24 protein-coding genes are annotated in these 24,796 nt (G+C 66.7%); 4 read left to right on the forward strand and 20 right to left on the reverse strand.

From position 1 onward, the window contains the following. Nucleotides 1–23 precede the first annotated feature (23 nt). Nucleotides 24–1,532 carry a glutamate--tRNA ligase gene (locus JW805_06580; protein ID MBN2971680.1) on the reverse strand — a complete coding sequence of 503 codons (1,509 nt, stop codon included), beginning with the start codon at nt 1,530–1,532 and terminating at the stop codon, nt 24–26. On the opposite strand from JW805_06580, the gene JW805_06585 reads away from it, so the two are divergent. Beyond that, the gene (locus JW805_06585; protein ID MBN2971681.1) at nt 1,531–3,651 is read left to right on the forward strand and encodes a ComEC/Rec2 family competence protein; all 2,121 of its coding nucleotides are present in this window, start codon (nt 1,531–1,533) and stop codon (nt 3,649–3,651) included. The two genes, JW805_06580 and JW805_06585, sit on opposite strands and share 2 nt — an antisense overlap. A 380-nt stretch (nt 3,652–4,031) precedes the next feature. Here the strand turns inward: JW805_06585 and lexA are convergent, their stop codons facing one another. The 7 genes from lexA to JW805_06620 all read right to left on the reverse strand — a co-directional run bounded on the left by lexA (nt 4,032) and on the right by JW805_06620 (nt 9,835). Continuing rightward, the gene (gene lexA, locus JW805_06590) at nt 4,032–4,715 is read right to left on the reverse strand and encodes a transcriptional repressor LexA (protein ID MBN2971682.1); all 684 of its coding nucleotides are present in this window, start codon (nt 4,713–4,715) and stop codon (nt 4,032–4,034) included. A 54-nt stretch (nt 4,716–4,769) separates the two neighbouring features. After that, nucleotides 4,770–5,951: a molybdopterin molybdotransferase MoeA gene (locus tag JW805_06595; GenBank protein MBN2971683.1), complete on the reverse strand. Its 1,182-nt coding sequence runs from the start codon at nt 5,949–5,951 to the stop codon at nt 4,770–4,772. A 3-nt stretch (nt 5,952–5,954) separates the two neighbouring features. Next, complete coding sequence (locus JW805_06600; GenBank protein MBN2971684.1) at nt 5,955–6,890, reverse strand: DUF91 domain-containing protein; 936 nt, start codon at nt 6,888–6,890, stop codon at nt 5,955–5,957. Beyond that, complete coding sequence (moaC, locus tag JW805_06605) at nt 6,887–7,363, reverse strand: cyclic pyranopterin monophosphate synthase MoaC (GenBank protein MBN2971685.1); 477 nt, start codon at nt 7,361–7,363, stop codon at nt 6,887–6,889. Before moaC ends, JW805_06600 begins: the two co-directional genes overlap by 4 nt. Before the next feature lie 83 nt (nt 7,364–7,446). Further along, on the reverse strand, nt 7,447–8,250 hold the full coding sequence (gene trpC / locus JW805_06610; protein ID MBN2971686.1) for an indole-3-glycerol phosphate synthase TrpC: 804 nt from the start codon (nt 8,248–8,250) through the stop codon (nt 7,447–7,449). Continuing rightward, a complete protein-coding gene (gene trpD / locus JW805_06615; GenBank protein ID MBN2971687.1) occupies nt 8,247–9,242 on the reverse strand; it encodes an anthranilate phosphoribosyltransferase in 996 nt (331 codons plus the stop codon). The genes trpC and trpD overlap by 4 nt, the downstream gene beginning before the upstream one ends. Next, a complete protein-coding gene (locus JW805_06620) occupies nt 9,239–9,835 on the reverse strand; it encodes an aminodeoxychorismate/anthranilate synthase component II (GenBank protein ID MBN2971688.1) in 597 nt (198 codons plus the stop codon). The genes trpD and JW805_06620 overlap by 4 nt, the downstream gene beginning before the upstream one ends. A 131-nt stretch (nt 9,836–9,966) precedes the next feature. Here JW805_06620 and JW805_06625 point away from each other — a divergent pair, with 131 nt between their 5' ends. Continuing rightward, complete coding sequence (locus tag JW805_06625; GenBank protein ID MBN2971689.1) at nt 9,967–10,350, forward strand: hypothetical protein; 384 nt, start codon at nt 9,967–9,969, stop codon at nt 10,348–10,350. Between the two features lie 8 nt (nt 10,351–10,358). Further along, a complete protein-coding gene (locus JW805_06630) occupies nt 10,359–10,598 on the forward strand; it encodes a hypothetical protein (GenBank protein MBN2971690.1) in 240 nt (79 codons plus the stop codon). A gap of 43 nt (nt 10,599–10,641) precedes the next feature. On the opposite strand, the gene JW805_06635 is transcribed toward JW805_06630, so the two are convergent. From JW805_06635 to serS, 11 genes are all read right to left on the reverse strand, one after another. Beyond that, nucleotides 10,642–12,027: a leucyl aminopeptidase family protein gene (locus JW805_06635; GenBank protein MBN2971691.1), complete on the reverse strand. Its 1,386-nt coding sequence runs from the start codon at nt 12,025–12,027 to the stop codon at nt 10,642–10,644. Further along, the gene (locus JW805_06640) at nt 12,024–13,421 is read right to left on the reverse strand and encodes a beta-lactamase family protein (protein MBN2971692.1); all 1,398 of its coding nucleotides are present in this window, start codon (nt 13,419–13,421) and stop codon (nt 12,024–12,026) included. The genes JW805_06635 and JW805_06640 overlap by 4 nt, the downstream gene beginning before the upstream one ends. A gap of 38 nt (nt 13,422–13,459) precedes the next feature. Then, nucleotides 13,460–14,401: a hypothetical protein gene (locus tag JW805_06645; GenBank protein ID MBN2971693.1), complete on the reverse strand. Its 942-nt coding sequence runs from the start codon at nt 14,399–14,401 to the stop codon at nt 13,460–13,462. A gap of 120 nt (nt 14,402–14,521) precedes the next feature. Further along, entirely contained in the window at nt 14,522–15,859 is a 1,338-nt protein-coding gene (rimO, locus tag JW805_06650) for a 30S ribosomal protein S12 methylthiotransferase RimO (protein ID MBN2971694.1), read from the reverse strand. A gap of 64 nt (nt 15,860–15,923) precedes the next feature. Beyond that, nucleotides 15,924–16,205, reverse strand: a complete 282-nt coding sequence (locus tag JW805_06655; GenBank protein MBN2971695.1) for a hypothetical protein — start codon at nt 16,203–16,205, stop codon at nt 15,924–15,926. A gap of 12 nt (nt 16,206–16,217) precedes the next feature. Further along, the gene (locus JW805_06660; protein ID MBN2971696.1) at nt 16,218–17,690 is read right to left on the reverse strand and encodes a sel1 repeat family protein; all 1,473 of its coding nucleotides are present in this window, start codon (nt 17,688–17,690) and stop codon (nt 16,218–16,220) included. A 104-nt stretch (nt 17,691–17,794) separates the two neighbouring features. Beyond that, complete coding sequence (locus tag JW805_06665) at nt 17,795–18,133, reverse strand: DMT family protein (protein ID MBN2971697.1); 339 nt, start codon at nt 18,131–18,133, stop codon at nt 17,795–17,797. Between the two features lie 16 nt (nt 18,134–18,149). Further along, nucleotides 18,150–19,160 (reverse strand): potassium channel family protein, encoded by a 1,011-nt coding sequence (locus JW805_06670; GenBank protein MBN2971698.1) that lies wholly within the window; start codon nt 19,158–19,160, stop codon nt 18,150–18,152. Between the two features lie 100 nt (nt 19,161–19,260). After that, nucleotides 19,261–20,352, reverse strand: coding sequence for a M23 family metallopeptidase (locus tag JW805_06675; protein MBN2971699.1), 1,092 nt, complete (start codon nt 20,350–20,352; stop codon nt 19,261–19,263). A 13-nt stretch (nt 20,353–20,365) separates the two neighbouring features. After that, on the reverse strand, nt 20,366–21,133 hold the full coding sequence (gene surE / locus JW805_06680) for a 5'/3'-nucleotidase SurE (protein MBN2971700.1): 768 nt from the start codon (nt 21,131–21,133) through the stop codon (nt 20,366–20,368). A 129-nt stretch (nt 21,134–21,262) separates the two neighbouring features. Further along, nucleotides 21,263–22,537 carry a serine--tRNA ligase gene (gene serS / locus JW805_06685; protein ID MBN2971701.1) on the reverse strand — a complete coding sequence of 425 codons (1,275 nt, stop codon included), beginning with the start codon at nt 22,535–22,537 and terminating at the stop codon, nt 21,263–21,265. Nucleotides 22,538–22,622: 85 nt separating this feature from the next. On the opposite strand from serS, the gene JW805_06690 reads away from it, so the two are divergent. Then, complete coding sequence (locus JW805_06690) at nt 22,623–23,078, forward strand: host attachment protein (protein ID MBN2971702.1); 456 nt, start codon at nt 22,623–22,625, stop codon at nt 23,076–23,078. Between the two features lie 104 nt (nt 23,079–23,182). Here the strand turns inward: JW805_06690 and JW805_06695 are convergent, their stop codons facing one another. Then, a complete protein-coding gene (locus JW805_06695) occupies nt 23,183–24,454 on the reverse strand; it encodes a hypothetical protein (protein MBN2971703.1) in 1,272 nt (423 codons plus the stop codon). Between the last annotated feature and the right edge of the window lie 342 nt (nt 24,455–24,796).

The raw sequence follows: 24,796 nt of genomic DNA on the forward strand, positions 1-24,796 counted from the left end.
CCTCGTTATCTTTGTCAGCCCGGTCAGGCCATCTGGTCGGCGATCCGTCCCAAACTCTCGTCGCGCCCGAGGAGTTCGAGCACATCGAAAATTCCCGGCGAGGTCTTGCGACCGACAAGTGCGGCGCGCAGCGGCTGCGCGACGGCACCGAGCTTGACGCCCGCGGCCTCGGCGACCTCGCGGACCGCCGGTTCGAGCGCTTCCGTATCCCAGCTGTCGAGCGCGTCAAGCGCGGCGTGCAGGCGGGTCAGCAGCGACCGTGCCTCACCTTCTAGCAGACCCTTGGCGGCATCGTCCATTTCGAGTGGGCGACTGCGAAAGAGAAAGCCTGCGCCATCGGCCAATTCAAGGATGTTCGCGGCGCGCGGCTTCAGCGACGCCATGCTGCGACGCAACAGGTCGCGCTGCTCGACCGTGAGTTCGAAACCGAGATACGGGGCAGCGAGATCGGCCAGTCGCGCATCGTCGGCGGCACGGATGTAATGACCGTTCAGGTTTTCCAGCTTCTTGGTATCGAACCGGGCTGGTGATTTTCCGACGGCGTCGAGGTCGAACCATTCGATCGCCTGTTCGCGACTGATGATCTCGTCATCGCCGTGCCCCCAGCCCAGCCGGAGGAGGTAATTGAACAGCGCTTCGGGCAGAATGCCGAGTTCGTCGCGATATGCATCGACGCCCAGCGCACCGTGGCGCTTCGACAACTTGGCGCCATCGCCGCCATGGATCAGCGGAATGTGCGCATAGACGGGCTCCGGCCAGCCCATCGCGCGGATGATCGTCAGCTGGCGGAACGCGTTGTTCAGGTGATCGTCGCCGCGGATGACATGGGTCACGCCCATGTCGTGATCGTCGACGACGACCGCGAGCATGTAGGTGGGCGTGCCGTCCGAACGGAGCAGGACCATGTCGTCAAGTTCGGCATTGGCGACGGTGACGCGACCCTGGACCAGATCGTCGATCACCGTCTCGCCGTCGCGCTCGGCCTTGATCCGCACGACGAAGGGCTGATCGGCGGGCGCGGTCGACGGGTCGGCGTCGCGCCAGGGCGAGTTCAGACGAAACGGGCGACGTTCGGCTTCGGCTGCGGCGCGGGCAGCGGCGAGTTCGTCCTGCGTCATGTAGCAGCGGTATGCGCCACCGCGGGCGATCAGCTCGTCGACGACTTCGGCGTGACGGCCGGCGCGGGTCGACTGGAACACGGGTTCCTCATCCCAATCCAGCCCCAGCCAGTTCAGCCCGTCGAAAATGACGTCGATCGCCTCCTTGGTGGAACGCGCCTTGTCGGTATCCTCAATCCGCAGCAGCGCCTTGCCGCCATAGTGGCGCGCGTACAGCCACGCGAACATGCCGGTTCGGGCATTGCCGATGTGCAGATAACCCGTCGGGGACGGGGCGAAGCGGGTGACGACGGCGGAATTGGTCGCCGGTGAAGACGCGCGATTGGCCGCGCCGGTTTCGGTGGTTGCGCTCACGCGCCGCTGCTCCCAGGATCGAGGACGAATGGCCAGTCCAGCCGATCGGCGCCCTAGCATGGCCCTTACCGGGCTTCAAATCGCCCGGCCGCGATGGCGTGGCCGGACGGTTGAGCGTTGGCTAGAGGCGGAGCGCGACGCGCTGGTGTTATGGCTGCCGGTCGCGCTGGGGGCCGGGATCGCGGCGTGGTTCGTGCTGCCGGACCGGGCGGCGTGGATCGGGTGGATACTGGCGAGCGCCGCGGTGGCTGTCGCTGGGCTGGTCCTGGCGGGTGGCACGCGGGCGGGGCGCGTGCTGCTCGTCGGCGGCCTGACCGGTGCGCTGGGCTGCACGTTGGTGTGGTGGCGGGCGGAGCAGGCGGCTGCGCCCGTACTCGCACGACCGGTCATCGCAGCGCTCGTCGCGCGCGTCGAGCGGGTCGAGCCGTTGCCGGCGCGCGCGCTGACCCGGCTGACGCTGGCGACCGAGCCGGGATCGTCCCTGCCGCCTCGCATCCGCGTCAATCTGGCCGACGCGGACATGCCGGCCGGGCTGACTCGCGGCGCGCGCGTTTCGCTCCGGGCGCGACTGATGCCACCGGCGAGCGCGGCCGTGCCGGGCGCGTACGACTTTGCCCGCGCCGCGTGGTTCGCAGGCATAGGCGCCACGGGACGCGGCTTTGCGCCGGTAACGATCGTCGTACCGGGGGAGCCGGCGGGAAGCGCCGTGCGGCAGCGGCTGTCACAGCATATTCGGTCGCAATTGCCTGACGCGGAGGGCGCAGTGGCGGCGTCGTTGGCGACGGGCGACCAGGGCGCGATCCCCGAACACGATGCCGAGGCGATGCGGCGATCGGGGCTCGCGCATCTCTTGTCCGTGAGCGGGCTTCACATCACGGCAGTCGTCGCGGCGACGATGACGCTCGTGCTGCGGATCCTGGCCCTCAGCCCCTGGCTCGCGCTCAATCTGCGGCTGCCGTTGATTGCCGGTGCCGCCGGTGCGGTCGCCGCGATCGGCTATACCTGGTTGACTGGCGCGGAGGTGCCGACGCTGCGATCGTGCATCGCGGCGCTGCTGGTGCTGGCCGCACTGGCGTTGGGGCGCGAAGCGATCACATTGCGGCTGGTCGCGGCCGGAGCATTGGCCGTACTTCTGCTCTGGCCCGAGGCGCTGGTCGGGGCGAGTTTTCAGCTGTCGTTCGCTGCCGTGACGGCCATCGTCGCCTTGCACGAGCATCGCCGGGTGCGAGACTTCTTCGCGCCTCGCGACGAAGGATGGGCGCAGCGGTTATTGCGATCCCTCGCGTCCTTGCTGCTGACCGGCATCGTCATCGAACTCGTGCTGATGCCCATCGCCTTGTTCCATTTTCATAAGGCCGGGCTGTACGGGGCGCTGGCGAACATCGTCGCCATTCCGTTGACGACCTTCGTCGTCATGCCGCTCGAAGCGGGGGCGCTGTTGCTGGACACCTTCGGTCTCGGCGCGCCTTTGTGGTGGCTGTGCGGCAAGGCGCTGATGCTGTTGCTGTGGATCGCCCGGACGACCGCAGACGCCCCCGGTGCGGTCGCGTCTTTGCCGATGATGCCACGGGCGGCGTTCGGGCTGATGATCGGGGGCGGCTTGTGGACGCTGTTGTGGCAATCGCGAGCACGGTGGTTGGGTCTGGTGCCGGTCGGCGTCGGCGCGATCTGGGCGCTTGCGACGCCTGCTCCCGACCTGATCGTGACCGGCGACGGACGGCACCTGGCAGTGCGAATGGACGACGGGCGGCTGGCGGTCTTGCGTGAGCGAGCCGGGGACTATGTCCGCGATCTCCTGGCCGAAGGCGGGGGAGCGGATGGGGTCTTGCCGGCGCTGGACGATATGCCGACGGCGACGTGTAACGCGGATCTGTGTCTCGCGCGGTTGTGGCGCGACGGGCGATCATGGCGCATCCTGGCAACGCGGAGTGGCTATCACCTCGACGCCGGGGCGCTGGCCGCGGTGTGCCGATCGGTCGATGTCGTGATCAGCGAACGGCGCTTGCCGCGAACGTGCCGGCCGGGGTGGCTGAAACTCGATCGACCCGCCCTGCGACGATCGGGCGGGGTCGCCGTCGGCTTCGTCGGGCCGTGGTTACGGCGAGTCGCGGACGATGCCGGGGCGCACCCATGGGGGCAGCCGGCGACGGTGATGCCGGCGCGCGAATCAGGGCGCTGAGCTTGATATCAATGCCGCGTCTATCGTCACGAACAGTCGCGAGATGTGCGACCCTGCCGCTCAGCGAGCGACAGCGTCTCCGGCAAGCAGCCTGTCCAGGTTATTCTCCGGCACTCAGTAATTTTTACGGTGCCCCGAGGGAGGTCGGGACGACGGTTTCCGCCTGCCGTCCGACCCCGTATTTGTCCCACCTGGGTCCCGGCCTTTCTTGGCGGTGCAGGTCCTTCTGCGACGCTTGCTTCACCGCAGCGGGACTAGGGCCCGAGAAAGCCCCGCGCCCCCGCTAGCGGATTGCTCTGTCCGTCGCCCTCACCCGCTCGAAAACTGTCGGCCGCAACGCTCACGGCCTTGGCCTCATCCGAACGAGACGGTTGCGCTGCTCAATAGCGACGCAGCAGCCCCGCCAGCTTGCCCTGCACGCGCACCTGACGCGAGTCGTAGCGCTGGGGATCATATGACCGGTTCGCCGGATCGAGCCGGACCATGCTGCCCTCGCGGTAGAAGGTCTTCAGCGTCGCCTCATTCTCGTCGATCAGCGCGACGACGATGTCCCCGTCCCGTGCCGTTTCCGTCCGGCGGATCAGCGCATAATCGCCGTCGAGAATACCCTTCTCGACCATCGAGTCGCCCGACACTTCGAGCGCGTAATGCTCGCCCGAGCCGAGCAGCGCGGCAGGGACGGGCAGCATCGTCGCCCCCTCCATCGCCTCGATCGGGACACCCGCGGCGATGCGACCGTGAAGCGGGATTTCGATAACGTCGTTCGCCGGCGCCGGTGATGCACGATCGGCGAAAGTTGACGAAGTTGAGGCCTGCGGCGCGACCTTCGGCGCGACCGGCGCACCCTTGCGCTCCGGCATCTTCAACACTTCCAGCGCACGCGCACGGTTGGGCAAGCGGCGCAGAAACCCGCGTTCCTCCAATGCCGAGATCAGGCGGTGCACGCCGGACTTCGACTTCAGGTCGAGCGCTTCCTTCATCTCCTCGAACGACGGCGACACACCACTTTCGTTCAGGGAATCGTTAATGAAGCAAATAAGCTCGTGCTGCTTCTTCGTGAGCATAGGGCCTCCGTCCGGGAACAGACGACGAACGTATGCGGTTTGTTCCCGGCACTGTCAAGCGATCATCAGGATTTCCGCCGAGTCGCCGGTGCGCGCGGCGGGCGCATGGGGCGGTCGCACGACCAGGCACGTCGAGCGTGCCAGCGTGCGTAACATCGAGCTATCTTGAATGGTCGAGGCAAAGGCGGCCCCGTCGCGCAGTTCGGCGCGCAGATAGTCGGTGCGCTCACCATTGGCCGGCAGATCTTCGCCGAGTGGCGCGCGCACGGTGGCGGCGAAGGGATCGATCGCACCCGCCAGGTGCCGGATGAGCGGCTTCACGAACAATTCGGCGGTCACGAAGGCGGACACGGGGTTCCCGGGCAACCCAAGCACGACAGTCCGCCCAAGGCGTCCGGCCATCATTGGCTTGCCCGGCCTCAGGGCGATCCGCCAGAAATCGATGCTGGCGCCGGCGGCCTCCAGCGCCGGCCGCACGAGATCATGATCGCCGACCGACGCGCCCCCGGTCGTCACCAGCACATCGGCGGCGACACTTCGAAACGCCGCCTCGAGCATGTCGGCACGGTCGGGCAGGATCCCGAGGTCGATAATCTCGACCCCCATCGGGGAGAGCATCGCGGCGAGCATGACGCCGTTCGATTCGGGCAGCTGGCCGGCGGTAAGCGGCGCACCGGCCGGAACGAGCTCGTCGCCGGTCGCGGCGATGGCGACACGGACCCGCTGGCGGACTGGCAGGTGCGCATGGCCGCCGATCGCCGCGACCGCCAGGCGGGCCGGCGTTATCGCGGCGCCGGCGGGGATCAACACATCGCCCTCGGCAAAGTCGAGCCCGCGCCGGCGGACGTTGCGGCCCGGGTGGCCCGGGCCCTCGCCGGCAAGGTGCACGATCGGCCCTTCGATCCGCGCCTCCTCCTGCACCAGCACGCAGTCCGCGCCCTCCGGCATCGCGGCGCCGGTGAAAATGCGGACCGTTTCGCCTGCGCCGACCGTCCCGCCGAACGGACGACCGGCAGCACTCTCGCCGATCAGGCGGAGCGGTCGATCGAGGTCGGCGTGTCGCACCGCATAGCCATCCATCGCCGAAAGGTCGCTAGCAGGCTGGGTGCGCCGGGCGACGACATCCGCCGCGGCAAAGCGATGCGCCGCCGCCGCGAGCGAGACGTGCTCTACGGCCAGCGGTGCGGCGAGGGAAAGGACGCGATTTTGGGCATCGACGACGGGCAGGAGGGGCAAGCGTCAAACCCCGTCGTAGGCGCGCTGGAACAACGATTGCGCGCGGGTCACATCGTCCAATGTTCGCATGACGATTTCAAGATCACCCGTTCCGAAGTGGCCGACCTTGCGCACGTCGCGCGTGAAGCCTGGTTCGAGCGTGATACTGTCCGGATCGAGCTTTACATAGGCGGTGACGCTGCGTGCCGATGGATAGATTTCGAGGCAGGCAAAATTCTTAATCCGCTTGAATGCGTGGTAGAGCTTCAGTTCGACTACCTGAACATCGTCACCGAGCGCGGTCAGGAAGCTGGTCGCCGCGTCCCAGATATCGCGCAACTGGGCATCGGCATTACCCAAGCGATAATCGATCCGCTGGCTGAGGTAAGGATCCTTGGCCGGAGCGTTACCCGTATCGACGATTTGGACAGGAGACGTCGGCCGGGGGGGCGTTGCGCGCGGGGCGTGAACCAGTTCGACCATCAACAGGTCGTCATCGAAACGACGATACCGAATGAGTTCGATATTGCGGGCAATCTGTTTGACGGCATGCCCGTCGTAACGGGTGAAATCGCCAGCGATGCAGACCAGCCGCGGCGCACTCCATTCGACGCGATCCGCAGCGTCCTTTCCGAGCTTTTCCAGAACTAGCCACTGAAAATCGCGCCGGTGGTCCATCAACCAGTCGAGATAGAACAGCCCTTGATTGATGACGTTTTCGTTCGTCGCACGTTTGTACTCGATAATGACGGGGCTGCCATCCTCGTCGATGCCGAGCGTGTCGATACGCCCCCCGTGGACCGGGCCGGTGCTGAACTCGCTGGCAAGAAAGCGAACACCTAGAAGTGCTTCGAGGTTATGCTCGAATAGCGTTTGCAGGGATTTTTCGACTTGCGGACTTTGGACGGCGAGCTCGCGAACACCAGCCTCGCTTAGACGAAACAGCTGAATGTCGCTCATGCTACGTCCTCGGCGAACCAGTCGCCCGATTTGCCGCCGGTCTTTTCCAGCAGGCGGACGTGTTCGATGACCATGCCCTTATCGATCGCCTTGGCCATATCGTAGAGCGTCAGCAAAGCGACCGTCGCGGCCGTCAGGGCCTCCATTTCGACGCCGGTCTGGCCAGTCGTCGCGCAGGTGGCGGTGACGGTGATGCCGGTGTCGTCCAGATTGAGGTCGATCGACGCCTTGGTCAGCGGAAGCGGGTGGCAGAGTGGAATCAGGTCCGACGTGCGCTTGGCTGCCATGATGCCGGCGATGCGGGCGGTGGCGAGGACGTCGCCCTTCTTGTTGCTGCCGCCGCGAATGGCGGTGATCGCGGCGGGGGCCATGGCGATGCGGCCGCGGGCGACGGCGCGGCGCTGCGTCGCGGGCTTGGCGCCGACGTCGACCATGTGCGCGGCGCCGGTGGAATCGAGGTGGGTAAGGGGCATCTATCCCTCTGCCATCGGGAGCGGGGGGGAGGCGGCGGCGGCCGGCGGAAGGGTGAGGATAGGGTCTGGCATCATCGCTGCCCTTATCCTTCGGAGGGGAGCGGGCCGACCAGCGCCCGCGTCGCCGCCTCCACGTCCGCCTGTCGCATCAGCGACTCTCCGATCAGGAAGCAGCGAATACCGTGATCGGCCATCGCATCGAGCTCGGCTCGCGTGTTGAGGCCGCTTTCGGCGACGAAGGTGCACCCCTCCGGTGCCCGACCGACGAGTTCGTACGTCCGTGCGAAGTCGACCGTGAAGTCCTTGAGATTGCGGTTGTTCACCCCGATCAGCCGAGATTTCAACGCCAGTGCGCGGTCCAGTTCGTTCGCATCATGAACCTCGACCAGTACGTCCATCCCCAGGCCGATCGCCGTATCCTCGATCTCAGCCATCGCGCCGTCGTCCAGCGCGGCGACGATGATTAGAATCGCATCCGCCCCGATCGCGCGCGCCTCTATCACCTGCCAGGGGTCGACCATGAAGTCCTTGCGGATGACCGGCAGGCGGCACGCCGCGCGGGCGGCGATCAGATAATCTTCGTGGCCTTGGAAATAGGGCGCGTCGGTCAGGACCGAGAGACAAGCAGCGCCGCCGGCGTCATAGGCCCGCGCGTGAGCCGGCGGATCGAAATCCTTGCGGATCAAGCCCTTCGATGGCGAAGCTTTCTTGATTTCTGCGATCAGTCCGTACCCGGTCGCAGCCTTGGCGTCGAGTGCGCGGCGGAAACCCCGCGGCGGGGTCTGGGCCATCGCCAGCGCCTGGAGGTCGGCAAGCGACGTCGTGCGGCGACGCTCGGACACCTCGCCACGCTTGGTGTCCAGGATAGTGTCGAGCATCGTCGTCATGCGTAGGCGATCCAGGCATCGAGCAGCGCATTGGCGCGGCCGTTGTCGAGGGCTTCGGCCGCCAGCGCGGCGCCTTCGGTCAGGTCGGGGGCGGCGCGGGCGATGACCAGCGCGGCGGCGGCATTCAGCAGGACGGCGTCGCGATACGGGCCGTGCTCGCCGGTCAGCAGGCGGCGGAGCGCCAGCGCGTTGTAGGCCGGGTCGCCGCCGCGGATCTCGGACAACGGGCTGCGAACCAGGCCAGCGTCCTCTGGCACGATCCGCTCGGGCAGGTCGCAGTCACCGACGCGAACGACAATCGTCGGGCCGGCGCTGGAGATTTCGTCGAGGCCTTCCTCGCCCGAAATGACCGCGGCGCCCTCCGCGCCCAGGCTGGCCATCGCCTCGGCATAGACGGGCGCATAGTCGGGGCGAGCGATGCCGATCAGCTGGCGGGTGACGTGCGCCGGGTTGGCGAGCGGGCCCATCAGGTTGAAGATCGTCCGGCGCCCGAGCCGCTGCCGGATCGGCTGGATGCGCTTCATCGCCGGATGGTGGTTGCCGGCGAAGAGGAAGCAGATGCCGAGGTCGGCGAGCGTCGCTTCCGCCATTGCCCCTGCGCGAGCCATGTCGAGGCCCAGCGCTTCGAGCGTATCGGCGGCGCCGGCCTTCGACGACGCGGCGCGGTTGCCGTGCTTCGCAACGGGCACGCCACACGCTGCCACGACCAGGCTGACCGCGGTCGAGACGTTGAGCGTATGGTGGCCGTCACCACCGGTACCGCAGACGTCGATGGTGCCGGGCGGCGCCTCGATCGGGATCAGGCGCTCGCGCAGGGCCCGCGCGGCCTCGGCGATCTCGATCGAGGTCTCGCCGCGTTCGGTCAGACCGATCAGGAAGGCGGCGATCGCGTCCTCCGACGTTCGGCCATCGAGGATGTCGGCGAACGCCTGTCGCGCGCTTTCATGGGCGAGCGGCGAGGATGGATCGGGGAGGGGGGCGTGGGTGGTCATGCCGCAACCTCCTCTCCGCGAGCGGGAAGGATTTGTGCGATCGCCAGGAAATTCGCCAGCATCGCATGACCATGTTCGGTCGCGATGCTTTCCGGGTGGAACTGAACGCTGTGGATCGGCAGCGCCGTGTGGCGGAATGCCATGACGCTGCCATCGGGCGCGGTCGCGTTGACCGCCAGGCAGGCCGGCACGTCCTCGACGATCAGGCTGTGATAGCGGGTCGCTGTGAAGGGAGAGGGGAGCCCGGCGAACAAGCCGGTGCCGTCATGGGTCAGCGGGCTGGTCTTGCCGTGCATCAGACCGCCACGCACCACGCGCCCGCCGAAATGCTGGCCGATCGCCTGATGGCCCAGACATACGCCCAGCAAAGGCGTGCGCGTGTCGGCACAGGCGGCAACCATGTCCAGACTGATGCCGGCCTCGTTCGGCGTGCACGGGCCGGGGGACAACAGGATGGCCCTGGCGCCGGTCGCTAGCGCTTCGCGAGCGGTCATGGCATCGTTGCGCTCGACCCGGACCTCGACGCCCAGCTCCATCAGATAATGGACCAGGTTCCAGGTGAAGCTGTCGTAATTGTCGATGACGAGGATCATTATGGGCCCGCCATAGCGGAGCCGCAAGCCGGCGCAACATTCGCCGCATTCAGCGCGTTGAAAGACAAAATTGTCGATTAGCCTGCGTGAGCCCCAGGAGTCTGATTATGTCGATGCGTTTGATCCTCGCCGTGGCGATCGCCGCCACGCCCACCATCGCTTTTGCCCAGCAGGACGCCGCGCAACCGCCGCAGCGTATCCGCAGCATCACTATTCAACCGGGCGAGGCCTGCCCGGAGTCGACGGCGAACGAAGTCGTCGTCTGCGCATTGCCGGATCAGGAGCAATATCGTATTCCCAAGGCGCTGCGCGACGAACCGAAAACCGATGTGAAGAGCATTTCGCAGTCGGTGCGGATGGAACGCGTGATGGAAGACAATCGTCGAATCCTGCCGGGCAGCTGCTCGCCGATCGGCATGAACGGCCAGAGCGGTTGCGCGCAGAAGGCTGCCGAGGCGTGGTTGGCGGAGAAGCGCGCGGTCGCCAACGGCCAGTCGGTTACGCCGAACGATTGAGGTCGTCCGTGGACGAGGTGACGCGCCAGGGCCATGCGCTGGTCGCTGCCGTGCGGGCGGCGGCGCGGGTTCACGCAGCGAGCTGGGAAGCGCTCGTGCCCGACAGCTTCACGGTGAACTTCGCCGCAGAAGCGGTCGAGGAGGCAGCGTTTGCGGACATGGCCGAGGCCAAGCGGCGACTGCGCGACCATATCTGCGCGGTCTACGGGGTTTCCGCGCGGGAATTGGGCGATCTCGCGGTCGTGTAGGCAATAGCCCTCTCCCCGTCAGGGGAGAGGGTTGGGGATGCGGCTAACCGGCAAAACGGTCCTTCAGCACCCACCACGCTGCCCTGAGCGCATAAGCCTCGCCCCCCTTCGGGCGTCCGGCTTTTGCCGCCGGCCGCCAGGCAAACACGTCGAAATGTGCCCAGGGCACGCCCTTCGGCACGAAACGGCGCAGAAAGAGCGCGGCGGTCACGGCGCCGGCGAAGCCGCCGTCGGGCGCATTGACCATATCGGCGATGTCCGACTTCAGCATGTCGTCATAGCCATTCCACAGCGGCATCCGCCACATGGGATCATGCTCCGCCGCACCCGCCGCCAACATTTCGGCGGCGAGCGCTTCGTCGTCGGTGAAGAGCGGCGGTAGGTCGGGGCCGAGCGCGACTCGCGCAGCGCCGGTCAGGGTCGCGAAATCGAGGATGAGGACCGGATCGCTCTCGCCGGCCCTGGTCAGCGCGTCGCCCAGGATCAGCCGACCTTCGGCATCGGTATTGGTGTTCTCGACGGTCAGCCCCTTGCGGCTCTTCAACACGTCGCCGGGGCGGAAGGCATTGCCGGAAATCGCGTTCTCGACCGCGGGGATCAGCAGGTGGAGGCGGACGGGCAGGCGTTCGGCCATTACCAGTCCGGCGAGCGCCAGGGCGTGGGCGGCACCCCCCATGTCCTTCTTCATCAGCCGCATGCCGGCCGACGGCTTGATGTCGAGCCCCCCCGAATCGAACACCACGCCCTTGCCGACGATGGCGATGCGCGGATGGGCCGGGTTACCCCATTCGAGCTCGATCAGCCGCGGCTCGCGCCCGCGCGCGGCGGCCTGGCCGACGGCTTGGATCATCGGATAGCCGGTTTCGAGCTCACGGCCCTTCGTCACGGTCAGTGTCGCGCCGTGCGCTTCGCCCAGTGCAGCGACCTCGTCCTCCAGTTCCTGCGGCCCAAGATCCGACGCGCCGGTGTTCACCAGGTCGCGGACACGGGCGATGGCCGCAGCCATGCGGACGGTGGGCTCGATCCGGCCGGGTTCGCCGGTCAGCATGACGCGGGGGCCCTCGGCCTCCTCCTTGCGATAGCGCTCGAACCGGTGCTGCGCGAGGGCCCAGCCGAGCATCCCCGCGCCGGGTTCGCCCTCGGCCAGCCGATACGTCCCCGGTGGCAGTGCGGCGCCACGGCTGGCGATACGCCAGGGCGAGGTTTCGGCTTCATTGCAGACGAGCAGCGCGGACCAATCCTCCGCTGCCTCGCCCGGGAGGACCGTGGCGTTGCCGGGCTTGCCCGTCAGTCCCGCCGCGGCGACCGCAGTGCGGATGCGCGGGGGCTGATTCGCGAGCCAATCGGTCCACCGATCCGGATGAACGACGTGGAGCGTCGTCGCCGGCTGGCCGCGGTCGGGGCTGAGGAAGTCGGAAAAATCGGTCATTGCGTCGGAGCCACCAGGAATTGTTCGAACCGGCCGTTGGCGCCGGGCTCGCTGAACGTGCTGATCATCAGCGCGCGGTCACCATATTCGACGCGGTAGCGCCGGGCGACAAAGCCCCCGCGGGGCTGTGACGTCCCGGTCTGGACGATCCGCACCGGCTTGCCGAGGGGGCCGAGGCTCGCCTTGTAATCGGCCTGCGCCGTCGCATCGAAATAATAGTTCGCGTTCTCGGTCAGCAGCGCGCGGTCGAGCGTGCCGCCGGCCAGCTGGTCGAACACCGTCTGCGCCTTCGTGAGATAGGCGGCATCCGCGGGATCGGCCGCGGGCGCGGGCAGGACGGTGCGGGCGATGCCCTGCGCCATCTGGACGAACGCGTCGCTGAACCAGCTATTGGTCAGGACGGTCACCGACGTCTTTTCGGTGGGAAAAACCATGTTCTCGGACAGGAAGCCGACCGATTCGCCCGAATGTTCGATCATCGGCTTGCCGGCGAACTGACGGACGGAGACGCCAAGACCGTAGCCGGTGTCCTTTCCATCGACGAGCTTGGTCGTCGTTTCCTGCGCGGCCCAATCGTCGGCGGGCAGCAGACTGCGGTTCATCCGCGCGATATTCCATTTGGCGAAGTCGGTTGCCGACATCGACAGCTCGCCCGCGGCGTAGAGCCAACCGGGCGCGGCAGGGGTGTCGGGGCGGACGGGGCCGAGGGCGAAGCGCTTGTACCCTTGTGGGAAGGCCGGGCCGATCGCCTTGTCCTGGTCGATCACGCTGGTCATGCCGAGCGGCGTGAAGATGCGCGCCTTCAGGAAGTCGAACAGCGGCTGGCCGGACAGTTTTTCGACGATCTGGCCCGCGACGACATAGCCGGTATTCGAATATTGCCACTGGGTGCCAGGCGCGAAGTCGAGCGGCTTCTTGGCCCAGCGATCGATGATACCCTGAGGACGAACCGGTTTCGACATCGCGACGAAACTATAGTCGTGCGGCCAGTAATCCTGCAGGCCCGAAGTGTGATCGAGCAGCTGGCGGATCGTGATCCTGTCGCCGCCGGAGATGTCGGGCAGATATTTGGATACGTGATCGTCGAGGCTGAGTTTGCCCTCATCCTCCAGCAGCAGGATCGCTGCGGCGGTAAACTGCTTGGAATTGGACGCGACCTGATACGGCAGCGCGGGCGTCGCTTGCGGAATCGTCTCGGATGCTTTGCCATAGGCCTTCGCCAGCACGATCCGCCCGCCGCGCACGACCGCGATCGACGCGGAGGGGACGCCCGACTTGGCGAGCGCTTCGGTGACGATCGCGTCGATCCGCTGGCTTTCGGCCGGCGTCAGATCCTGGGCGATGACGGCGGTGGGGGCGGCCGAGAGCAGGGCCGCGAGGAACAGGCTTCGCATGGGGGATGTGAAGCACTCTCCGCTTCCGCGTGCAACCGTCAGCGAAAGCGGATCGTCACACGCGGCGGGCGCTGATCGGGGCGCGCGCAGAGCGTCATCGCGCGGTCGATCATCCACGTCAGCCGGTCGCGGGCCTCGGCCAACGCGGCGGGTTCGGTGCCGGTCTCCAGCGTCTCAAAGTTCAGATAGTCGAGATTATGGAGCACGGCATAGTTGCTGAGCGAGCCGTCCGAATTGACCACGCGTTCCTGCACGACATTCCAGTCGTCGCCGACCATCGCGTCGCGGCAGAAAGCGGCCGCGGGCGTCTGCGTCGCGCGATAGGTGGCGAAGGCGACGACGTCGTCGAGGTCGAATGGCCAGCGGCGGGCCTTGGATGCGGAAGGCGTCAGCACCGCATTGCAGAAGCGGATCGAGATGACGCCTTCGCCGCTCGCATCGCCCTCCAGCGGGCAACGCGATTTAGCGCCTTCGTAGCCGGGCGAATTGGTGTGGAGCGCGATGATCGGCCACGCGCCGGTGTTGACCGCGGCGAGCACCTGGCTCGGATAGCGTGGCAGGCCATCGTGGAAGTTGCGATTGGGGTCGATCGAGCGTCCGAAGGTGACGTTGCGATTGCGGCGTCCACCGCCACCATCGACCGCGATCATCGTACCGCCGTATTTGCGCAGGGCCGTCAGGGCCGCTTCGAAGCCCGCGTTTTCGTCGTCATGGGGCACGAACCATAGGGGGCCATGGGGGCGCTTCGGGTCGGCGATGTGGTAAAGGCGCCAGCGGGCGCGTTCCTCGGCGAAATCGATCTGCTCGACGGTCAGACCGCGCCAGGTGGCGGGGTCGCGATGACGCGCGAAGTCGTCGGTGGGGATGGTCAGCGGGTCAAGGCGGGTGCGGGCGATGGGGCCGGGGTCATAGGCGCCGAGGAGGAAAGCCGTCGCCGCCGTGAGCCAGCACTTGCGCCCAGACATACGACACATCGCCATCACCTTCCCTTCGTCATTCCCGCGAAGGCGGGAATCAATTCTGGCTGGACGCTATGAGACTCACACCGTTCAGCGACTATTGATCCCCGCCTTCGCGGGATGACGGTCGGTGGGGCGGGGTCAGGCCGCCCCGACCGGCACCCCGTACAGGTCATGCTCGTCGGCATCCTCGATCAGCACCTTCGTTATGTCGCCGACCGAGAGCGCCCCCCCATCGCGCAGGAATACCTCGCCGTCGATCTCCGGCGCGTCCGCCTGAGACCGCGCGGTGGCACCGCCATCCTCGTCGACCGCATCGACGATGACCTCCAGCGTCCGCCCGACCTTGGCCGCGAGCTTCGCCGCCGAGATCGCCGCGGTCTTTTCCATCACGCGGGCGAAGCGTTCTTCCTTCACCGCCTCCGGCACCGGGTTCGGCAGGTCGTTGGCCGGCGCGCCTTCGACGGGTTCGAAGCGGAAGGCGCCGACGCGGTCGAGCTGCGCTTCATCGAGCCAGTCGAGGAGATATTGGAAATCCTCCTCCGTCTCGCCGGGAAAGCCGACGACGAAGGTCGAGCGGATCGCAATGTCGGGGCAGACCTCACGCCAGCCCTTGATGCGGGCCAAGACCTTGGCGTCGTTCGCCGGACGCTTCATCGCGCGCAGGACATTGGGCGCGGCGTGCTGGAAAGGAATGTCGAGATAGGGGAGGACGAGCCCTTCGGCCATCAGCGGAATGACCTGGTCGACATGCGGATAGGGATAGACATAGTGGAGCCGCACCCACGGCGCGATCTGGCCCAGTTCGCGCGCCAGATCGGTCATGTGCGGGCGCACCTCACGTCCCTTCCACATCCGGTTTTCACCGCGGATGTCGATACCGTAGGCCGACGTGTCCTGACTGATGACCAGCAGCTCGCGCGTGCCGGCTGCCACCAGCTTTTCCGCCTCGCGCAGGATCGCGTCGGGGCGGCGGCTGACGAGATCGCCGCGCAACTGCGGGATGATGCAGAAGGCGCAGCGGTGGTTGCACCCTTCCGAAATCTTCAGATAGCTATAGTGGCGCGGCGTCAGCTTCAGGCCCGCATCGGGGATGAGGTCGACGTACGGGCTGATGCCGGCCGGGGCGGCCTCGTGAACCGCCTCGACGACCTGCTCATACTCATGCGCTCCGGTGATTGCGAGGACGTTCGGGAAGCGCTGACGGATGACGTCGGCTTCCTTGCCCATGCACCCGGTCACGATGACGCGGCCGTTCTCCTTGATCGCCTCGCCGATTGCCTCCAGCGATTCCTCCTTCGCGGAATCGAGAAAGCCGCAGGTGTTGACCAGCACGACGTCGGCGCCGGCATAGTCGGGCGACATCTGATACCCGTCGGCGCGCAGCTGGGTCAGAATGCGTTCGCTGTCGACCAGGTTCTTGGGACAGCCGAGCGACACCATGCCGACACGCGGCGGGGAGGGGAGGACAGTAGCCATGGGATGCGCGGCCACATAGGGGAAAACGCAAGCGCTTTCTAGGTGGCTGTGGCGATAACGCCGGTTACCGCCATCTCGCCAGACCACGTTTGACCGCCGGCGCAAGCATCACAACGCCGAACATGGCGTACATGATTGTCAGCCAGACAGAGCCCTCAGACCAAGTCAGACTGGCGTGGAGGAAAGCCAGGCAACCAACGGCCGCCTCCATCATCCACATTCGTGCGATCACTTGGTCCTCGACCTGCCGCCAATGCGTCACGACCAGGATGATCAAGGCGGCAAAGAAAAGACCAGCGAAAGCCGCCCACAAAATGGGTGTAGAAACGTCCAAATCAGGGCTCATCCAACGTAGCGACTAACCCTTGTTGCCCATCATCGCCTGCACTTTCGTGATCGCCGCCGGCGCCTGCGCATGCCCGCCTGCCGCCGCGCGTTTCAGCCACGTCAGCGCACCGGGCAGGTCGCGCGGGCCGCCGCTGCCGTTGGCCATCAGCGCGGCGAGGTTGAACATGCCATCGACGTCGCGGTCCTTCGCGGCCGATTCGAACCACTTGCGGGCGGTCGCTTCGTCCTTGGCCACCAATGTGCCCTCGTGGAAATAGGTGCCCATCGCGACCTTGGCTTCGGGCAGGCCGGTAAGCGCCGCCGCCTTGTAAAGGCTGAGCGCGCGCTGCGCGTCGGCTGGAACGCCCTGGCCCAGGTCATAGGCGCGGGCGACGGCGAACAGGGCGGGACCATTGCCGTAGCGCGCCGCCGCCTGATAGAGTTCGAGCGCCTTGGCGGGATCGCGCTTCAGGCCAGCCTGACCCGTATCGATCAACCGGGCGAGTGCAACCTGAGCGGCTGGCAGACCATAATCGGCGGCCTTGCGGTAATAGCGGGCGGCTCGTGCTGGGTCGGCAGCGACGCCGTCGCCGGTCAGATAAATGTCGCCGAGCGTCTTGGCGGCGGCGAGGTGCCCGACGTCATACGCCCGCTCATACCATTTGCACGCCTGCGCCATGTCGCGCGGAATGCCGCCGAAGCCGGTGCGATAGATGTTGGCGAGCAGGATCGCCGCTTCGCCGATCGCTGTCGTGCGGTCCGGCGCGTCGGGATCAAAGATCGGTGTTTCGAGAACCGGATTGAACCGCAGTTCGGCAACGGTCCGCAGTTTCTTGATCGCCTCGACCGGCGTCGCGCGATCGCCGAAGCCGTGCAGGGTCAGTTTGGCGACGAAAAGCTGCGCTTCGTCCCCGCCGTCGCGGTCGGGCAGTTTGCGAGCCGCCTTTTCGAACCAGGGCAGGGATTCGGCAAAACGTCGCTGGTCGAAGAGCGCAAGGGCCGTCGGCAGCGTTTCGTCGTTGCGCGCGACAGCTGATCGCGCACCGACCGGACCGGCGTAGAGCGCGCGGCACAGGTCGACCGTTTGTTCCTGCTGGGTTGCGGTGGTCGGGCTGGCGTCCCGGCCCGTGGCACCGTCGATGCTCTCTGCGGTGTCGGCGATCCCCGTGCCGGGGGCGGTGGCATAGACGGGCTCGCCGACGCCGAACCGCGATTTGGACAGCGTCGGAAGCGGTGATCCGACAGGCACGAGCGGCGGCGCGCGATAGTCCGGGTTTCGCGGCAGTCGAGTCGGCAGATAGGGCAGCCGGGCCATCAGCGGGTCACCCTTCGCCGCCGCGATCTGCGCACGGAAGAATGGATCGGCGGCGATGGCTTCGCAGGTCGCCGATTTCGGCGCCTCTGCCTGCGGCATGCGGGTCGTCGTAACCGTGACGTCGGGCCGAGTCTGCGCCGCTGCGGCCCCGCCGGTTGCGACGAGTGCCACGCCCAGGGCCGTCCCCATGCTTAACCGTACCATCCGACCTCTCCCGTCATCTGTACGGACGCGAAACTATCCCTGTCGCGCGCGTCCCACAAGCGACGGTCGGTTCGGAATGACCGCTATTGTCAGGCTCGGAAGACGAAAAACGCGCCCACCGCGATGAAGGCGAAGCCGATCAGGTGGTTCACCGTGATCTTCTGCCCCAGATACAGGATCGAAAAGCCCGCGAAGACCGCGAGCGTGATGACTTCCTGCATGCCCTTCAGCTGGGCGGCGGAATAGACGTTGCTGCCCATCCGATTGGCCGGGACCGCCAGACAATATTCGAAGAAGGCGATGCCCCAGCTGACGATGACCGCCGCCCACAGCGGCGCCGACTTGTGCTTGAGATGGCCATACCAGGCGAAGGTCATGAAGACGTTCGACAGGATGAGCATCATCGGCGGCGCGATGCGATCGATCATGCGAAGCCTTCCCGTGTCAGGTCGCGACGATTTCGAGGACGGTGTCGCCGGCCCGTAACGCGCTTGATTCAGATTGGTGCCGCCCGAACGACAGGCCGTCGCGGTAGACGCGCAGGCCGGTTCCCGTTGCCAGATCGGTCAGCGACATTCCGACCTCGTGCGCGGCCACTTCACGTTCGCGCAGGGCCACCGTACCGTGAATCGAAGCGAGGTCGGTCAGATATTCCGTGACGCGACCGCCGCGCGAGGAGGTGGCGAGCAGCAGCCCTGCGAAGCTCACGGGGTTGATCACGACGGTCGCCCCGGCGGCACGGGCCGGCAGCTCATTGTCTTCGTTGCGCACGACGGTGCTGATCGGAACATCGGGCGCAAGATGCCGGGCGCTCAGCGTAATGAGCACCGATGTATCGTCGCGGCCGGCGGTCACGATCACCAAGCGGGCGGTCGGGAGGTGAATGTCCGACAGCGTCTGGTCGCGGGTCGCGTCCCCCTCAAGCACCAGGCAGCCGAGTGCCTTGGCCTCGGCGATCCGCTCCGCATCCGGGTCGACGACGACGATGCGATCGGGCGCCTCCCCACGTGCGATCAGTTCCGCGACGGCTTCCGCGCCGGTGTGGCCATAGCCGGCGACGACGATGTGCCCCTTCAGGGTCTTTTGCAGCACGGCCATCCGCCATTTGTCCCAGGTTCGCTTGAGCACGAAGTCGTAGGCGGTTCCGATGAACAGCAGAACCACGAAAACGCGGATCGGCGTGACGATCAGCGCATCGAACATCCGCGCGCGCTCGCTGACCGGTGCGATGTCGCCGTACCCGGTCGTGGTGATCGAGATCATCGTGAAATAGACGACGTCGAGGAAGCTGACATGCTGGTCGTAATTGTCGCGCAAGCCATCGCGGTCGAGCCAGTGTACCGCGATCGCCAGACCGACCAGACCCAGAACCGCGGTGACGCGCCAGCCGATCGACAGCCAGATCGGCAACTGCGACTTGCGTTGGAGGGTGCCGGGGTGGGCGGGGCGGGTCACGGGGCCGTGCTCCTGCGCAGGCGGGAGCACGCCGTTGTCGGGGACGCCGCTGCTGCTTCCCGGCTCCCGCCTGCGCGGAAGCATGGTGGACGTTCCGATCTCACAGCGACGGCAGGTAGCTCGATGGGTTCACCGGGGTGCGGCCGTTGCGCACCTCGAAATGCAACTCGGGCCGATCCGCGAAGCCGGTGTTGCCGGATAGGGCGATGCGCTGCCCCTTCTTGACCGCCTGGCCGCGGGTGACGAGCAACTGGCTGGCATGGCCATAAACGGTGGTCAGCCCGCTGCCGTGTTTCAGGATGACAAGCCCGCCGAAGGCCGCGACGTCGCTGCCGGCATAGGCGACGACCCCATCGGCCGCGGCCAGCACCGGCGTGCCGAGCGGCACCGCGATCTTGATGCCGTTGTTTCGCTCGCCCGACTGACCGGGCCCGAATCGGCTGACGATCTGCCCGCGGACCGGCCAGACGAATCGTCCTGGCGCGGTGGTCGGTGCGATGACCTGCGCGACGGTCGGGACCGGGCGGCTGGGCGTCGTCGTCGGCCGTACCGGGCGCTGATTGCTGGCGATCGCGGGTTCGCTGCCGGTAACCAGGTCGTCGATGTCGAGGCGGAAGGCCGCAGCGCGCTCGGCGGCGGTGACCGGACGTTCCGCCGGGCTGCCACCGGGGATCAGCACGCGCTGGCCGACGCGGAGGATATAGGGTTCGGCAAGCTGGTTGTCGGTGACGATCCGTCCCCAGTCGACGCCATAGGCGCGGGCGATGGCGATGCCGGTCTCGCCGGCGCGGACCAGATGGTAACGCCCACCGGGGATCGTCAGACGCTGGCCAGGAACGATGACATAGGGGGGCGTCAGGCCATTGGCCCGTGCGATCGCCTCCGACCCCGCCCCAGTACGCTCGGCAATACCGCGCAGGGAATCACCCGGGCGAACCTCGTAGGTCGACGCGGGCACCGTGCGCGCATCCGGAGTGACGGGGCGCGCCTTCCACGCCGGTGGTGGCGCGGCGGGTGCGACGACGCCGTCGCTCAGCGTTTCGCGGCGGTATTCGGTCTGACGTTGCGGAGCGGGGCGCTCGTCTGCGCGCGGCAGCGGCAGCGGCTGGTCGTATCGCGGGCCTTCCATGCTGGGGATGCAGCCGGCCAGCGCACTCGCCCCGGCGGTCATCCATAGCAGTCTCGCCCGCATCGCCGTCCCCCCTTCAGTCTCCGTAGACAGCCGCCACCCTAGCAAGCGAATCGCGATGCGTCATGTCGAGGTGGAGCGGCGTGACGGTGACATAGCCCGCCTCGATCGCCTCCAGGTCGGTGTCGATCACGGGCGAGAAGGGCACGGTGCCGAGACCGTACCAATAATAGTCGAACCCGCGCGGATCGCGACGTTTGTCGATCTTCAGACGGCCATAGTCGCGCAGTCCCTGCGCGACGGCCTTGATCCCGGCGACGGCGTCGGCAGCGATGGGCGGAAAGTTGATGTTGACCAGGGTACGCGGCGCCCATTCCATGTCGATGAGGGGCCGAACCGACCGCTCGAACCACGCTTCCGCCGCATCGAAGCTGACGCGTTCGCCGGGTGCCGGCGTCGCATAGCGCTGGCTGAGCGCGATCGAGCGGATGCCGGCAAGCGCACCCTCCATCGCCGCGGAAACGGTGCCCGAATAGCTGACATCTTCGCCGAGATTTGCGCCGCGGTTGATCCCCGAGAGGATCAGGTCGGGCCGCGCATCCGCCATGATCTCGCCCAGCGCCATCATCACTGCGTCGGTCGGCGTGCCGGTGACCGCCCAGCGTTTTTCGCCGAAGCTGCGCAGGCGGACGGGTTCCGTCAGGGTCAGGGAACGACCCTTGCCGGATTGCTCGTCCGCCGGCGCGACGACGGTGACGTCGTCGGACAGCGTGCGCGCCAGACGTTCGAGTATGCCGAGGCCGCGAGCGTGGATGCCGTCGTCGTTGGTGAGCAGAATGCGCACGACCCTAAATCCTCGCCTGTAAGGGGAGGTGGCAGCCCGCAGGGCTGACGGAGGGGTTTTCCGCTATCCGGATAGGGTGACACCCCTCCGTCGCGCTGGCGCGCGCCACCTCCCCTTTCAGGGGCGGGTTCATCGCGTCGGCTCCACCACCGTAAGACCGCCCATGTACGGATGCAGCACCTCCGGCACGACGACGCTGCCGTTCTCCTGCTGATAATTCTCCATCACCGCGACCAGCGTTCGGCCGACCGCCAGCCCCGAACCGTTCAGGGTGTGGACGAACCGCGTACCCTTTTCGCCCGCGGGGCGGTACCGCGCGTTCATGCGGCGGGCCTGAAAGTCGCCGGTGGTCGAGCAACTCGAAATCTCGCGATAGGCGTTCTGGCCGGGCAGCCATACTTCGAGATCGAAGGTGCGACGCGCGCCGAAGCCCATGTCGCCGGTGCACAGGAACATCCGGCGATAGGGCAGGGCGAGCGCTTCGAGGATGCCCTCGGCACAGGCCGTCATCCGTTCATGCTCGGCGTCGCTGTCCTCGGGGCGGCAGACGGTGACGAGTTCGACCTTCTCGAACTGATGCTGCCGGATGAAGCCGCGGGTATCGCGGCCGGCAGCGCCCGCTTCGCTGCGGAAGCACAAGGTGTGCGCCGTCATGCGGATGGGCTCGGCAAGATCGTCGAGGATGCGACCGGCGACCGAGGCGGTCAGGCTGACCTCCGACGTGGGGATCAGCCAGCGGCCGTCGGTCGTCTTGAATGAATCCTCGGCGAACTTCGGCAGTTTGTCGGTGCCGTACATCGCGCCGTCGTTGACCAGCACGGGCGGATTGCATTCGATATAGCCGTTCTGCGTGACATGGCGGTCGAGCATGAACTGCGCGAGCGCGCGGTGCAGCCGCGCGATCCCGCCACGCAGGAAGGTGAAGCGCGCGCCCGACAAACGTGCGCCGGCGTCGAAATCCATGCCCAGCGCCGGGCCCAGGTCGGCATGTTCCTTCGGCTCGAACGCGAAGCTGCGGGGCGTGCCCCAGCGCTTCTGCTCGACGTTGCCGGCTTCGTCGTCGCCGGCGGGAACATCGTCTGCCGGCAGATTGGGGATGGTCGCGAGCCGCGCCGTCAGCTGCTCGGCCACCGCCTTCTGCTCGGCTTCGATCTGCGGCAGGCGTTCCTTCAGCTCGGCGACTTCCGCCATCAGGTCGGTCGGGTCATCGCGACGGGCCTTGGCCGCACCGACCGCCTTCGAGGCTTCGTTGCGGCGGGCGAGTACCGCCTGCACTTCTGTCGTCAGCGCGCGCGAGCGTTCGTCGATCGCCAGCAGCTCGGTGCTGAGGGGCTTGAGACCGCGGCGGGCGAGGCCGGCGTCGAAAGCTTGCGGATTTTCGCGGATGAAGCGGATGTCGTGCATGGCGCCGCGCTATGACGGGCCCTCGTCAGCGGCGCAACCCGCAGGCGCCCGGCACGTTGTCCGAGCGAAACCAAAGGAGAGAAGAATGCGGGTTCCGCACAACGCCATGGTGGTCGTCGCCGACGGTCGCAAGATGCTGTTCCTGAGGAACGAGGGCGATGGCCTTGCCCCCAATCTCCAGGTCGAACACGCCGAGGAACAGGCCAACCCGGCCGATCGCGACCAGAAGACCGATCTGGCCGGCCGGGCCGCCTCCACGCGTGGCGGCAGCTTTGCGGCCGGCGGCGGGACGATGGGCGAAGTGGATTTCCACCAGCAGGAGGAAGACCGGTTTGCTGCGTCCGCCGCCGATCTGCTCAAGAAGCGTGCTCTGGCAAACGACTTCGAACAGCTCATCATCGTTGCCCCGCCCAAGACGCTGGGCGAGATGCGCAAACATTATCACAAGGAGGTCATCGACCGCCTGGCCGGCGAACTGGCCAAGGATCTGACGGGGCATCCGATCCCGGATATCGAGAAGGCGCTGATCGCCGCCGAGTAAGGCCGTCCATATCGCCGGGAACAGGCAGGCTTCCCAGACACAGAAAAGGCCCGGCTCCCTCCCCAGGGAACCGGGCCTTTTCTCCATTCTGCCGGCAGGTAGGGTCAGGCCGCGGTATCGTCCTTCTTCTTCGACAGCCGCTTGCGAACGACCAGAGCGGCCGCGGCGCCACCGAACAGCAGGAGCATCGGCGGAGCGGGAACGGGGGCGGGGCCGTCCGGGCCCGGCGGGGTGTCGCCGCCGCTCGAGCCGCCGTTGGAGCCGCCGTTCGACGACCAGCCACCGTTCGACGACCAGCCGCCGTTCGATCCGCCGTTCGACGACCAGCCGCCGTTGGATCCGCCGTTCGACGACCAGCCGCCGCTCGACGAGCCGCACTTATACTTGCAGTCCGAACCGCCAGACGAACCCGGCTTGCCGCCGCCATTCTGACCTTGGCCCTGACCCTGACCCTGACCTTGGCCCTGGTTCTGGCCCTGGTTTTGACCCTGACCCTGGTTCTGGCTCTGCTCGTTCTTGTTCTCGTTCGAGTTCTTATTTTCGTTGTTGTTCTGATTATTGTTGTTGTTCGTGTTCTTGTTATCGATGTCGATGTTCACATCGCCACCGCTCGACGACGAACTTGAGCTGGAGCTGGACGAGCTGGAACTCGACGAGGAACTGGAGCTGGACGAGCTCGACGTCGATGTGATGATGACGCCTGCGCCGCCGCCACCGCCGCCGCCACCGAAGAAGCCGCCGGCGAAGAAACCGCCGCCACCGCCGCCACCACCGCCGCCGATCACGACCGGAGCGCCGCCACCGCCGCCACCCGAAACGACCGGCATGGGTGCCGGTGCAGCTGCTGTCGTGACCACGACCCCGCCGCCCGTCGTGCGTGTGACGCGGCGGATGGTGCAGCGAACCGTGCGACGCGACGACCCGCTGCCGACGACCATGCGGCCGTAGGTGACGGTGCTGCTGCTGCCCGACGACGCTCCGGCACCACCGCTTTCGTGCGTTTCACGCGATGAATAGCTGGCGCCTGCCCCGGCGCCGGCACCATAGCCGGTCCCGCCGACTCCAACGCCACCGCTGCTGCCGTGCCCGCCGGTGCCGTGCGTGACGACCGTGCGCTCCATCCCCGCACCGCTTGCGCCCGCGCCGGCGAACGGCACGCAGTCACCGCCGCCCTGATAGGACACGGTACGGCGAACCACCTGACGCTGGACGACCTTTCGCGGCGCAGGCCGCGCGGGCGGTCGCTTGACGTTGGGCTTGGCGGCAAAGTCCCGCTTTGCCTGGACCTGGTCGGCGACATGCACCGCACCGCCGCCGATAAGGGCACCACCGGCCGCAAAGGCGCTGAGTTTCGCAAGAGCCATCCGAACGGACATGACGACAAACTTCCCAAAGTGCCTGATCGTCCGCCAGTTTTAGCGTGCGACCTTTCGGCGATGTCTCAGGAAAGTGCAGAACAAACCGTTAAGTGCAACTGCGTTAACTATGAAAAGCTTGGCAATTTGTTGAAATGATCACCAGCCGACGATGGTGGCATGGTTAACGTATTATTTCGGGACGGAATCGAATGCTTGTCGTGGCCCGCTGAAGAAAGGATGCGTTCAAAACGGCTTGATCGAGATCGGCCGTTCAGCGCCAAGACAGCCGGACTGTGCCAAACACAACACAGTGGCCGACGGTTTCGAATCGGTCGCTTGTGGTGCCCCCGGCGCTTCCCT

Origin of the sequence: Roseomonas aeriglobus, from assembly GCA_016937575.1 — a bacterium.
Classification (GTDB): domain Bacteria; phylum Pseudomonadota; class Alphaproteobacteria; order Sphingomonadales; family Sphingomonadaceae; genus Sphingomonas; species Sphingomonas aerigloba.